11 protein-coding genes are annotated in these 11,988 nt (G+C 66.7%); 8 read left to right on the forward strand and 3 right to left on the reverse strand.

The window, feature by feature from the left end; translation table 11 throughout:
- Positions 1-57: 57 nt before the first annotated feature.
- Complete coding sequence (locus tag U9J39_RS28635; RefSeq protein WP_116314194.1) at positions 58-342, reverse strand: hypothetical protein; 285 nt, start codon at positions 340-342, stop codon at positions 58-60.
- A gap of 104 nt (positions 343-446) precedes the next feature.
- The gene (locus tag U9J39_RS28640; RefSeq protein ID WP_116335547.1) at positions 447-1,202 is read right to left on the reverse strand and encodes a GntR family transcriptional regulator; all 756 of its coding nucleotides are present in this window, start codon (positions 1,200-1,202) and stop codon (positions 447-449) included.
- Positions 1,203-1,372: 170 nt separating this feature from the next.
- Here U9J39_RS28640 and U9J39_RS28645 point away from each other — a divergent pair, with 170 nt between their 5' ends.
- The 7 genes from U9J39_RS28645 (at position 1,373) to U9J39_RS28675 (ending at position 10,685) form a co-directional block, all read left to right on the forward strand.
- Complete coding sequence (locus U9J39_RS28645; protein ID WP_115713596.1) at positions 1,373-2,593, forward strand: pyridoxal-phosphate-dependent aminotransferase family protein; 1,221 nt, start codon at positions 1,373-1,375, stop codon at positions 2,591-2,593.
- 164 nt (positions 2,594-2,757) lie between these two features.
- Positions 2,758-5,811 carry an FAD-binding and (Fe-S)-binding domain-containing protein gene (locus tag U9J39_RS28650; protein WP_326348725.1) on the forward strand — a complete coding sequence of 1,018 codons (3,054 nt, stop codon included), beginning with the start codon at positions 2,758-2,760 and terminating at the stop codon, positions 5,809-5,811.
- Entirely contained in the window at positions 5,804-6,970 is a 1,167-nt protein-coding gene (locus tag U9J39_RS28655; RefSeq protein ID WP_326348726.1) for a DSD1 family PLP-dependent enzyme, read from the forward strand. Before U9J39_RS28650 ends, U9J39_RS28655 begins: the two co-directional genes overlap by 8 nt.
- Positions 6,971-7,051: 81 nt before the next feature.
- Positions 7,052-8,047: a Bug family tripartite tricarboxylate transporter substrate binding protein gene (locus U9J39_RS28660; RefSeq protein WP_326348727.1), complete on the forward strand. Its 996-nt coding sequence runs from the start codon at positions 7,052-7,054 to the stop codon at positions 8,045-8,047.
- 71 nt (positions 8,048-8,118) lie between these two features.
- Complete coding sequence (locus tag U9J39_RS28665; protein WP_326348728.1) at positions 8,119-8,625, forward strand: tripartite tricarboxylate transporter TctB family protein; 507 nt, start codon at positions 8,119-8,121, stop codon at positions 8,623-8,625.
- A 13-nt stretch (positions 8,626-8,638) separates the two neighbouring features.
- On the forward strand, positions 8,639-10,138 hold the full coding sequence (locus tag U9J39_RS28670; protein ID WP_116314199.1) for a tripartite tricarboxylate transporter permease: 1,500 nt from the start codon (positions 8,639-8,641) through the stop codon (positions 10,136-10,138).
- Positions 10,139-10,337: 199 nt separating this feature from the next.
- Positions 10,338-10,685: an EF-hand domain-containing protein gene (locus tag U9J39_RS28675; protein WP_115683321.1), complete on the forward strand. Its 348-nt coding sequence runs from the start codon at positions 10,338-10,340 to the stop codon at positions 10,683-10,685.
- Positions 10,686-10,803: 118 nt separating this feature from the next.
- Here U9J39_RS28675 and U9J39_RS28680 read toward each other — a convergent pair whose 3' ends face one another.
- Complete coding sequence (locus tag U9J39_RS28680) at positions 10,804-11,112, reverse strand: hypothetical protein (RefSeq protein ID WP_147299347.1); 309 nt, start codon at positions 11,110-11,112, stop codon at positions 10,804-10,806.
- Positions 11,113-11,616: 504 nt separating this feature from the next.
- Here U9J39_RS28680 and U9J39_RS28685 point away from each other — a divergent pair.
- Positions 11,617-11,805: a DUF1484 family protein gene (locus U9J39_RS28685; protein ID WP_326348729.1), complete on the forward strand. Its 189-nt coding sequence runs from the start codon at positions 11,617-11,619 to the stop codon at positions 11,803-11,805.
- Positions 11,806-11,988: the final 183 nt, after the last annotated feature.

Genomic DNA, 11,988 nt, shown 5'->3' on the forward strand with positions numbered 1-11,988 from the left:
CATGATACGTCCGGCACGCGCCCGATGATCCGCGCATGGCCGGTGATCGGCAAATGCCTACTGGCGCGAGGCCTCCTGCGCCGGGGCTCTTGCCAGGATTTCCCTGATGCGGGCCAGGTAGCTGTCGCCCACCGCGCGGTGGATGCGTGCCGTCTCGGCGGCGAACTGGCGCCGGCTGGGCGGGCGGATGCCCAGGCTGCGGCAGAGCGTGGACAGATAGGGCTTGCGCGGGCTCGCCAGCCGATGCACCGCGCTCTGCAGGGCGGCATCGCCGATGCGGCCGCGCAGCCAGGCCAGTACCTGGCGGTCATAGTCGTTTTGCACGCGGATCAGGTGTTCCATGCCGGGGCTCCACTGTTCATCCATACAGGTACTGTAAATATATACAGTATCGGCGTGGAGGCAAGAAAAATCCGGCCCTGGCTGGGAAAAAGGCCTCCCTGCGGTTATGCGTTGGTAGTGATCAGAAGATTCTTGGCGTCAGTGCCGTCACCCGACACCAGCGGCAACACCGCGTCGCGCTTCTCCAGCAAGTGGCGCTTCAGTACTGCCGCCAGGCGCTTGCCGTCGCGGGCTTCCAGCGCCTGGATCATTTCTTCATGGTCCTCGACCGCCTCGTCCCACTTGCCGCTTTGCTGGTTGGAGCGGAAGCGCAGCGCCTGCAGGCGGCGGTTGATCGACTGGTAGGTCTGCCGCAGCGCGCCGTTGCGCGCGGCCTCGTTGATGCGGTCGTGGATCTCCTGGTTGCGGCTGTAGTAGCCCGGCAGGTCGTTCCGGGCGCGGCAAGCCAGCATCGCGTAGTGCAGCGCCTTGATCTGCGCGAGTTCCGCCGCGGTGATGCGCTCGCAGGCCAGTTCGCCGGAAAACGCCTCCAGCCCGCTCATCAGCTCGAAGCTCTCCCTGACTTCGGCCTCGGTCATGCGCGAGATGCTGGCGCCGCGGTTGGGCAGCAGGTCGATCAAGCCTTCTGCCGCCAGCACCTTGAGCGCCTCGCGCAGCGGCGTCCGCGAGATGCCAAGGGTCTCGCACAGCTCGCGCTCATTGAGCTTGGTGCCCGGCGCGAACACGCCTTCGACGATGAACTGGCGCAGGTGCTCGACCACGGTGTCGTGCAGGCGCGGGCGTGCCAGGCGCGGCAGCGAGGGCGGTGGAACGTGCTGGTCAACACCCGCCGCATCGGCATCGCTATATGGTTTTTGCATTCAATATCCTCTATCCATTTGGCGCGGATTCTACTGCATCTTGCTTCCTGGCTCCAAAACGCGGGTTAACCATCACAATTTGCCGTAAGTTTCGCCTTGGATCACATCGATCGCTCTGCTATAGTCGATTGCATTCAAAATTCATAAAACAACAAGGAGGCGCGATTTCCATGGTTCACCTCGATTTCCATCCCTCTGGCCGTCACTTCCTGCAGATCCCGGGCCCGAGCCCGGTGCCCGATCGCATCCTGCGTGCGATGAGTTACCCGACCATCGACCACCGCGGGCCGGAGTTCGGCGCGCTCGGCCGCAAGGTGCTGGCCGGCATCAAGGAAATCTTCAAGACCCGGCATCCGGTGATCATCTATCCGGCGTCAGGCACCGGTGCCTGGGAAGCGGCGCTGACCAACACGCTCAGCCCGGGCGACCAGGTGCTGATGTTCGAGACCGGGCATTTCGCCACCCTGTGGAAAAAGATGGCCGAGGCGCTGGGTCTGCGGCCGGAATTCCTGGGCCTGCCCGGCATCGAGGGCTGGCGCCGCGGGGTGCAGGCGGACATGATCGAAGCGCGCTTGCGTGAGGACCGCGGCCATGAGATTCGCGCTGTCTGCGTGGTGCACAACGAGACCTCGACCGGCGTGACCTCGGATATCGCCGCGGTGCGCCGGGCCATCGATGCCGCCGGACACCCGGCGCTGCTGCTGGTGGACACGATCTCCGGCCTGGGTTCGGCCGACTACCGCCATGACGAGTGGGGCGTGGATGTGACCGTGTCGGGCTCGCAGAAGGGCCTGATGCTGCCACCGGGCATCAGCTTCAACGCGCTCTCGCCCAGGGCGATCGCCGCCAGCCAGCACGCCCGGCTGCCGCGCGCGTTCTGGGGCTGGGCCGAGATCATCGAGGCCAACAAGAACGGCTACTGGCCGTACACGCCCAACACCAACCTGCTGTACGGCCTGTCCGAAGCGCTCGACATGATCCTGGGCGAGGGCCTGGAACAGGTCTTCGCCCGCCACCAGCGGCTGGCGGAGGCGACACGCCAGGCCGTGCGCGCCTGGGGCCTGCAGATCCAGTGCGCCGACCCGGCGGTGTACAGCCCGGTGCTGACCGGCGTGATGATGCCCGACGGCGTCGACGCCGATGCTGTGCGCAAGCTCATCTACGAGCGCTTCGACATGTCGCTGGGGCAGGCGCTGGGCAAGATGCGCGGCCGCATGTTCCGCATCGGCCATCTCGGCGATTGCAATGACCTGACCCTGATGGCGACGCTCGCCGGTTGCGAGATGGGGCTGAAGCTGGCAGGCGTGCCGCTTGCCGGCAGCGGCGTAGCCGCGGCGATGGCGTCGCTCGCCGCGCACGCCGACAAGCCGGTGCTCAAGGCCGCCGCCTGAGCGCAGCCAACCAAGCGCAGCCGACCGAGCCGCGCAGGCCATGGCAGGCGCGGCACGGTCCGCCGCCTGCCTGATTTCCTTGCCAAGGCATCACCACGACATGCGCCCACCGCAGGCGGTCGCATGCATCGCCGTGGGCGCGCGGCCCTTGTTTCTTGCATGCCATGAACATGACTTCGTCCTCCCTGCTGGTCAAGCCGATCCACCTGGTGCCCGCGCAGCGCCGGGCCCCCTCGCCGCTCTCGCCGCTGTCGGCGCTGCTGCGCAAGGAACTGCGCGGCGACGTGCTGTTCGACCGCGCCGCCCGCGGCCGCTATGCCACCGATGCTTCCATCTACCAGATCATGCCGCTCGGCGTGGTGGTGCCGCGCGACCAGGACGACCTGGTGCGCGCGCTCGACATCGCGCGCGACCAGCGCATGCCGGTGCTGGCCCGCGGCGCCGGCACCAGCCAGTGCGGCCAGACCGTGGGCGAGGCGCTGGTCATCGACACCAGCAAGTGGCTCAACAACGTGGTCGCTTTCGATGCCGGCGCGCGCACGGTGACGGTGGAGCCCGGCATCGTGCTGGACCACCTGAACGCCTGGCTCAAGCCGCACGGGCTGTGGTTCCCGGTGGACGTTTCCACGGGGGCGCAATGCACCATCGGCGGCATGGCCGGCAACAACTCGTGCGGCTCGCGCTCGATTGCCTACGGCAACATGGTGCATAACGTGCTGGCCATCGATGCCGTGCTGGCGGACGGCAGCGATTGCCACTTCGGTTCGCTCGCGCAACCAGTGGCGGCCGGACGCACCGAGGGCATCCTCCATGGGCTGCAGCGCATCGCCACGCGCGAGCGCGGCGAGATCGCCGAGCGCATGCCCAAGGTGCTGCGCCGCGTCGCCGGCTACAACATCGACCTGTTCGACTGCCAGAACCCGCGCGCCTATACCGACGACGGCCACGCCAACCTCGCGCATATCCTGGTCGGTTCCGAAGGCACGCTGGCCTGCAGCCGCCAGCTCACGCTGAAGCTGGCGCCGCTGCCGGCGCACAAGGTGCTGGGCGTGGTCAACTTCCCCACCTTCTACCAGGCGATGGACCTGACGCAGCATATCGTCACGCTGCAACCGGTGGCGGTGGAACTGGTCGACCGCACCATGATCGACCTGTCGATGGCGAACCCGGCCTTTCGCCCGGTGGTCGAGCGTGCGCTGGCCGGCGATCCGCAGGCCATCCTGCTGGTGGAATTCGCCGGCGACGACCGCCAGGCGCTGCTGGCGCAGCTGGACCGGCTGGCCGAGCTGATGGCCGACCTGGGCCTGCCGGGCTCGGTGGTGAAGATGCCGGAGGAGAAGGCGCAGAAGGCGCTGTGGGATGTGCGCAAGGCCGGCCTGAACATCATGATGAGCATGAAGGGCGACGGCAAGCCGGTCTCGTTCATCGAAGATTGCGCGGTGCCGCTCGGGCACCTGGCCGAATACACCCGCCGCTTGACCGAGGTCTTCCACAAGCACGAGACCGAGGGCACCTGGTACGCCCACGCCAGCGTCGGCACGCTGCACGTGCGGCCGATCCTGGACATGCGCCGCGACGGCGCGCTGCGCATGCGCGAGATCGCGGAAGAGGCGGCCGAGCTGGTGCGCGAATACAAGGGCGCGTATTCCGGCGAGCACGGCGACGGCCTGTGCCGCGGCGAATGGGTGGCCTGGCAATACGGCCCGCGCATCAATGCCGCGTTCAGCGAGATCAAGGCGCTGTTCGATCCGGACAACCGCTTCAATCCCGACAAGATCGTGCGCCCGCCCCGCATGGACGCGCGCGAGAACTTCCGCTTTGCGCCCGGCTATGCTGCGCTGCCGCTGACCCCGGCGCTGGACTGGTCGGCGTGGAACGTGCGGCGCGACCCGATGACGGGCGCCGAGACCGCCCCGGGCACGGGCAGCGATACCGCCACGCATGGCCTGGCGTCGGCCGTGGAGATGTGCAACAACAACGGCCACTGCCGCAAGTTCGACGCCGGCACCATGTGCCCCAGCTATCGCGTGACCAAGGACGAGCAGCACGTGACGCGGGGCCGCGCCAACACGCTGCGGCTGGCGCTGACCGGGCAGCTCGGCAGCGACGGGCTGGCCAGTGCGGAAGTCAAGGAGGCGCTGGACCTGTGCGTCTCGTGCAAGGGCTGCAAGCGCGACTGCCCGACCGGCGTCGACATGGCGAAGTTCAAGATCGAGGCGCGCCACGCCTGGACCAGCCGGCACGGCATCAGCTTGCGCGAGCGCATGGTCGCATTCCTGCCGCGCTATGCGCCGGCGGCGAGCCGCGTGCCGGGCCTGCTGGCGCTGGCCGACAGCCTGCCTGGGGTGTCCGGCTGGATCAAGCGCGCGCTCGGGTTTGCCCCGCAGCGGTCGCTGCCGCGCTTCACCGCGCCGTTCCTTGCGCGCGGCCGCGGCGAGGGCAACGCCGCGGGCAGCAAGGCCGATGGGCGCGAGGTGCTGCTCTTCGTCGATACCTTCAGCAACTACATGGAGCCCGACAATGCGCGCGCCGCGCAGACGGTGCTGGAAGCCGCGGGCTATACCGTGCACTTCAATACCCGGGCAGGCGAACGTCCGCTGTGCTGCGGCCGGACCTTCCTCGCCGCGGGCCTGGTCGACCAGGCGAAGGCCGAGGCGCGGCGCCTGCTCGATACGCTGCGCCCGTTCGTGGAGCGCGGCGTGCCGGTGGTCGGCCTGGAGCCGTCGTGCCTGCTGTCGCTGCGCGATGAGTTCCTGGGCTATGGCTATGGCGACGAGGCGCGCCAGCTGGCCAGCCTGTCGTTCCTGTTCGAGGAGTTCCTGGTGCGCGAGCGCCAGGCGGGCCGGCTGGCGCTGCCGCTGCAGCCGCTGCGGGTGTCCGAGGCCATCGTGCACGGGCACTGCCACCAGAAGGCGTTCGATGCCTTCACCCCGGTGCAGACCGTGCTGGGGTGGATTCCCGGCCTGAAGGTGGCGCCGGTGGAGTCGTCGTGCTGCGGCATGGCCGGCAGCTTTGGCTATGAGGCGGAGCATTTCGCGGCGTCGCAGGCGATGGCCGAGCTGTCGCTGCTGCCAGCGGTGCGCCGGCGCGCCGGCGATGCCATCGTGGTCGCGGACGGCACCAGTTGCCGCCACCAGATCCGAGACGGTGCGAATGCCGAGGCTGTGCATGTGGCCCGGGTGCTGGCGATGGCGCTGGAGGGCAGCCGCCATGACTGAGCCGATGCGCAATCCGGTCCACGACCGTGCCCGCCTGCAGCCGCCGCCGGCGGCAAGGATCGGCGATCGCGTCGAGGACGTAGGCACGCCGGCGCTGCTGGTCGACCTCGATGCCTTTGACCAGAATGTGGCGCGGATGCAGGCGCTGGCCGATGCCGGCGGCGTGGCGCTGCGCCCGCATGCCAAGGCGCACAAGTCGGTCGCGATCGCGCAGCGGCAGCTTGCCGCCGGCGCGGTGGGCATCTGCTGCCAGAAGCTCAGCGAGGCCTATCCGTTTGCCGCCGCCGGCATCGCCAACATCCACATCAGCAACGAGTTCGTCGGCGCCGACAAGCTGGCGATGGCCGTGGAGCTGGCCCGGCATGTGGACCTGAGCGTGTGCGTGGATGACGTGCGCCAGGTCGCCGCGATCGCCGCCGCCGCGGCGGCCTGCGGGGTGCGCATCACCGTGCTGGCGGAAGCCGATGTCGGGCAGGGGCGTTGCGGCGTCGACAGCCCCGAAGCGCTGAGCCGGCTGGCCGATGCGATCGGCGCGGCGCGGTCGCTGCATTTCGGCGGGCTGCAGGCGTATCACGGCGGCGCCCAGCACCTGGCGCACTGGACGCAGCGCCGCGACGCGGCCCGGCGCGCCGCCGACCAGGCGGGCGCCTATGTGGCGCACCTGCGTGCCCGCGGCATCGCCTGCCCGGTCATCACCGGTGGTGGCAGCGGCACCGCGGAGTTCGATTGCGAAAGCGGCGTCTATACCGAGATCCAGCCCGGCAGCTACGTGTTCCTGGACGGCCACTATGGCGCCAGCGAATGGCCCGGGCGCTTCCAGCCCCGCCACGGCCTGTTCCTGGCGACCACGGTGATGAGCACCGCGCGCGCCGGCGTGGCGGTGTGCGATGCGGGCCTGAAGTCGCTAGCGGTGGATTCCGGCCTGCCACGCGTGTGGTCCGGCCCGGGCAGCGAGTGGTTGCGCTATGTCGCGGCCAACGACGAGCACGGGGTGCTGCAGGTGCTGGACCAAGACGGCCAGAGCCTGCTGGGCAGCAAGCTCTGGCTGGTGCCCGGCCACTGTGATCCCACCGCGAACCTGCACGCGCAATACGTTTGCTGCCGCGACGGGCACGTGGCCGAGCTGTGGGACATCGCGGCGCGTGGCCTGAGCCGCTGATGCCGCGTGGCAGCGCAGAAAAAGAAGAGAGAAGAGCCGCGGCAAGCGGCACCGGGTAGTCAAAGCCAAAGGAGACCAACGATGCAACGCAACACATTCAGGAAGACCCTGGCGGCCGTGGTGTGTGCCACGGCCTGCCTCAGCGCATGGGCATGGGAGCCGGCCAAGCCGGTCGAGATCGTGGTGCCGTTCAGCGCCGGTGGCGCCTCGGACCAGATGGCGCGGTCGATCCAGGGCATCATCGCCAAGCACAAGCTGATGAGCCAGCCGGTGATCGTGCTGAACAAGGCGGGCGCCAGCGGCGCCGAAGGGCTGATGGATACCAAGGCATCTCAGGGCAACCCGCACAAGCTGCTGGTGGCCTCGTCGGCGCTGTACACGGTGCCGATGGTGAGCCACCTGCCGTTCAGCTGGCGCGACCTGACCCCGGTGGCGATGATCGCGCAGGACGAGTTCGTGCTGTGGACCAATGCCGCGGCCCCGTACAAGACCGTCGCCCAGTTTATCGACGCATCCAGGGCCAGCGCGGGCAAGATCAAGGTCGGCGGCACCAGCTCCAAGCGCGAAGACCAGATCATCAGCGCGCTGGTGCAGAAGAAGACCGGCACCCGCTTCATCTACGTGCCGTACAAGGGCGGCGGCGAGGCCGCCACGCAGCTCTCGGGCCAGCATATCGACGCCAACGTCAACAACCCGTCCGAATCGATCGGCCAGTGGCGCGCCGGCGAGCATCGCGCGCTGTGCGTGTTCGCGCCGGAGCGCATGGCCTACAACGGCAAGGTCACGCAGACCCAGAGCTGGCATGACGTGCCGACCTGCAAGGAGCAGGGCCTCGACGTGCAATACCAGATGCTGCGCGTGTTCATGATGCCGGGCGGCGTGACCCCCGAACAGCAGAAGTACTACGTGGACCTCATGCAAAAGATCGTGGCCACGCCGGAGTGGAAGGAATACCTGGAGAAGAACGCACTGAAGAACGACTTCCTGACCGGCAAGGCGCTGACCGACTTCCTGGCGCGCGACGAAGCCGCGCACCGCGACATCATCAAGGAGGCGGGCTTCGTCGCCGCGCGCTGACGCTGGCGCGGATCATCAACGGGCTGCGCCGCGCGGCGCAGCCGATGGCCTGAAGCAAGGCGGGGGACAACATGGACTCACAACAGGAAACGGCGCATGCGGGCGCCGGCATTTCGGTCAGGGCGGTGGAACTGGCGGTGGCGCTGTGCTTGCTGGCCGGTGCGCTGGTCGTGATCTGGAGCAACCACGGCATCGGCGCCGGCTGGGCGCCGGACGGGCCGGAAGCAGGCTATTTCCCGATGCGGGTCGGGATCATCATCCTGGTCTGCAGCGTGCTGGTGGGCGTGCAGGCGCTGCGCGCGGACCGCAACGCGGTATTTGCAACGTGGCAGCAGCTGCGGCAGGTGGGCGTGATCCTGGTGCCGCTGACCGTGTATGTCAGCCTGATCGGGCTGCTCGGCATCTACGTGGCATCGGCCGCCTTCGTGGCCGGTTTCATGGTCTGGGTGGGCAAGGCGGCGTGGTGGAAGGCCGCGCTGGTCGGGGTCGGCATCAATGCCTTGCTGTTCTGGATCTTCGAGATCCAGTTCCGCGTGCCGCTGCCCAAGGGCCCGCTGGAAGCGGCGCTGGGCTACTAGGGAGGGGCGGATCATGGATGAACTCAATGCACTGATGGGCGGCTTCGCCGTGGCGCTGTCGTGGCAGAACGTCGGGCTGATGTTCGTCGGCATCCTGCTCGGCATCGTGGTGGGCGTGCTGCCCGGCCTGGGCGGGCCCAACGGCGTGGCGATCCTGCTGCCGCTGACGTTTTCGATGGACCCGGTGTCGGCCATCATCATGCTGTCCTGCATCTACTGGGGCGCATTGTTCGGCGGCGCGATCACCTCGATCCTGTTCAATATTCCGGGCGAAGCCTGGTCGGTGGCCACCACCTTCGACGGCTACCCGATGGCGCAGCGCGGCGAGGCCGGCAAGGCGCTGACCTCGGCCTTCACCGGCTCGTGCCTGGGGGCGCTGGCCGGCGTGCTGCTGATCACCTTCCTCGCGCCGATGGTGGCAAAGTTCGCGCTGCGCTTCGGCCCGCCCGAGTTCTTCGCGGTGTACCTGCTGACCTTCTGCAGCTTTGTCGGCATGGGCAAGGAGTCAAAGCCCAAGATCCTGATCGCGATGTGCCTGGGTTTCGTGCTGGCCGCGGTCGGCATGGACACGGTCTCGGGCACGCTGCGCATGACCTTCGGCTCCACCGAGCTGCTGCGCGGCTTCGACTTCCTGGTGGCGGTGATCGGCCTGTTCGGCATCAGCGAGATCCTGATGACGATGGAAGAGGGCGTGGCCTTCCGCGGCAAGCAGGCCCGCATCGACCTGAAGGTGGTGCTGAAGACCTGGGCCGAACTGCCGCGCTACTGGCTGACCGTGGTGCGCTCGTCGGTGATCGGCTGCTGGCTGGGCATCACCCCGGGCGGCGCCACCGCGGCGTCGTTCATGGGCTATGGCGTGGCCAAGCGCATGGCGAAGGATCCCGACTCGTTCGGGCAGGGCAATGTCGAAGGCGTGGTCGCACCCGAGACGGCGGCGCACGCGGCCGGCACCAGCGCGCTGCTGCCGATGCTGGCACTGGGCATTCCCGGCTCCGCCACCGCGGCGGTGCTGCTGGGCGGCCTGATGATCTGGGGCCTGCAGCCGGGGCCGCTGCTGTTCGCCGAGCAGGGGCCGTTCGTATGGGGGCTGATCGCCAGCATGTACCTGGGCAATATCGTCGGGCTGATCGTGGTGCTGTCGACGGTGCCGCTGTTCGCGGCGATCCTGCGCATCCCGTTCTCGATCATCGCGCCGCTGATCCTGGTGATCTGCGCGATCGGCGCATACACCGTGAACGGCGCGTTGTTCGATGTCTGGCTGATGCTGGGCTTCGGCGTGGTCGGGTATGTGTTGAAGAAGCTGGATTATCCGTTGGCGCCGATGGTGCTGGCGCTGGTGCTGGGGGATCGGGCCGAGGACGCCTTCCGCCAGACCATGCTGGTGTCGTCCGGGGCGCTGGATGTGTTCTGGTCGAACGGGCTGGTGGGGACGATCATGGGGCTGGCGGTTTTTGTGCTGGTGTGGCCGGTGGTTAGTGATTTGAGGATGCGGGGGAGGAAGGGGGTTGCCTGAGGGTCGGGTCGCCGTGCTTGGCGGGCCAGTATGTTCTGGGAACGCGTTGGCGGTAGCCCCTTGTGATAGCGGATTCCCCCTACTCGTGATGCCCCGTACGCACGTAGAATACTGAGCGAGCCAGGGCTCACGGGATATTCGGCCAGCAGGCCTTCCTGTTCCACGGCTCCAAACAACACTATGACTTGAGGAGAGCGACATGACCGTACGCAAATTGCCGGCAGTTGGTTTCGCAGTCCTGATGGCACTCACTTCTCTAGGAGTGAGCGCCCAGTCGGCTCAAGGATCCCAAGGCGAGGTTCCCAAAGCACCACCGACTACGGCACAAGCCAAGGCCTTGATTGCGGAGCGATTCAAGGCGGCCGATGCCAATCATGACGGCAAGCTGACCCGCGATGAAGCGCAGGCAGGCATGCCCCAGGTCTACGCGAATTTCGACAAGATTGACGCCAAAAAGAAGGGGTCGGTCACGGAACGCCAGATCGGTTCGTACTGGATGAAGAAGACCAAGGATCAGATGCAGAAGGAAGATCCGATCTGGAACTAAAGGACTGATACGCTCAGGTTCAGACCTTACAAGGTGACGGAGCGGGCGGTAAGGGGCAGTACCGCTCGCTCCTGGAAAAGGACTCCGTCAGGTCATCGCTACAGCGTGCCGCGATTGGTCAGATCAGCGGTTTCCGCGCTGCCTGCCACGCTTCACTAAAGCCGCAAACGTAGTAGTACGACTTGTTGCCCGAAACTAACGAGCGACCAAACACGTGGCGCCCGTACCACAAACGAATAATTTCATTTATAGGCCCAAAACATTTCAGATCGCCGATGGCGATCAGGTGATTGGTGAAGAAGCCGGAAACGTTGATCAATTCAAGGTCGGCGGATGTCGTCACCGTTGAATGCAAGGAAGCGCTGTCGCGGGCATGAAGGCGACGTAGTTGCGCTTCATTGTCTTCACGCAGCTTTCGGCCACCCATCCTCGTGGTCAGGCCCGGGGGTCGCTACTCTCCTGCATGCGTTCAGAACAACGTTCCGAGAACATGCAAGGGTTGGGGGGAGAGGGCAGGAGCATCCACGAAGTCACGACTGCAGATTCACGTCGCTTCACCACCCACGGCAGGTCTTGCGGAATCGTTTCGGAGATCGACTATTTGCGAGCGGGCGCAGCGACGGCACGATGCTGCGTCCGCGCAGGAATGGGAACTGTCCTATCGAGTTCCTGACTCTGATGCGGGAGACTGACACGGTCATCGCACACAACGATGGCCGGGCGTGGAAGCCCGAACTGCAAGCACCACAGGTCGGCGTCTTCGACGCCGCCTGTCTCCGCATACGCGCTTGTCATCCATGGCGGGCCGACACGAGGCAGCCGCAAGGCTGGCCGGCTTGGTGTTTGCATCGGTCTTCCACCCTCGTCGTCAGGCCCGCCGCCCTCCGCTAGCGTTGTGCGGTGGACCTTCAGGTAACGATTGGAGGGGCCTATGTCGGAAATCGATCTATCAACGGCGCGGTACAGTCTTTTGGCAGTGGCAGCGGGAATAGACGGCGTGCTTGCACTGCTAGAGCAGCAGAGTGAATGGTGGGAGGGGGCTTTTGGGGCGTTTTGCTTATTGGGGTTGGTGAAGGCGCAGTTGGAACGGGTGTTGGAAGAGGAGTTGCCGACTTCTTGATGTAGAAGGGTTGGTGGCATGGTTGACTGGGATTGCGGTCGGCTCGCTTCGGGGGTGGGATTTGAGTGGTTGCTGTTGGTGACATGCTGTCGGCTTTTGAACCGCGTGGTTCCGCCCTGCTGGGCGGGTCACTTTTTGGCCGAGCGCCAAAAAGATGGAATGAACGCGCCCCGGCCCGCTCCG

Source organism: Cupriavidus sp. SS-3 (assembly GCF_035818815.1).
Lineage (GTDB): Bacteria > Pseudomonadota > Gammaproteobacteria > Burkholderiales > Burkholderiaceae > Cupriavidus > Cupriavidus taiwanensis_C.

Excerpts from the sequence above, each read along its gene's own strand:
- U9J39_RS28685 (WP_326348729.1), top strand. The coding sequence starts at position 11,617 with ATGTCGGAAATCGATCTATCAACGGCGCGGTACAGTCTTTTGGCAGTG.
- U9J39_RS28640 (WP_116335547.1), bottom strand. The coding sequence starts at position 1,202 with ATGCAAAAACCATATAGCGATGCCGATGCGGCGGGTGTTGACCAGCAC.
- U9J39_RS28645 (WP_115713596.1), top strand. The coding sequence starts at position 1,373 with ATGGTTCACCTCGATTTCCATCCCTCTGGCCGTCACTTCCTGCAGATC.
- U9J39_RS28665 (WP_326348728.1), top strand. The coding sequence starts at position 8,119 with ATGGACTCACAACAGGAAACGGCGCATGCGGGCGCCGGCATTTCGGTC.
- U9J39_RS28660 (WP_326348727.1), top strand. The coding sequence starts at position 7,052 with ATGCAACGCAACACATTCAGGAAGACCCTGGCGGCCGTGGTGTGTGCC.
- U9J39_RS28675 (WP_115683321.1), top strand. The coding sequence starts at position 10,338 with ATGACCGTACGCAAATTGCCGGCAGTTGGTTTCGCAGTCCTGATGGCA.
- U9J39_RS28635 (WP_116314194.1), bottom strand. The coding sequence starts at position 342 with ATGGAACACCTGATCCGCGTGCAAAACGACTATGACCGCCAGGTACTG.
- U9J39_RS28650 (WP_326348725.1), top strand. The coding sequence starts at position 2,758 with ATGAACATGACTTCGTCCTCCCTGCTGGTCAAGCCGATCCACCTGGTG.
- U9J39_RS28655 (WP_326348726.1), top strand. The coding sequence starts at position 5,804 with ATGACTGAGCCGATGCGCAATCCGGTCCACGACCGTGCCCGCCTGCAG.
- U9J39_RS28680 (WP_147299347.1), bottom strand. The coding sequence starts at position 11,112 with ATGGGTGGCCGAAAGCTGCGTGAAGACAATGAAGCGCAACTACGTCGC.
- U9J39_RS28670 (WP_116314199.1), top strand. The coding sequence starts at position 8,639 with ATGGATGAACTCAATGCACTGATGGGCGGCTTCGCCGTGGCGCTGTCG.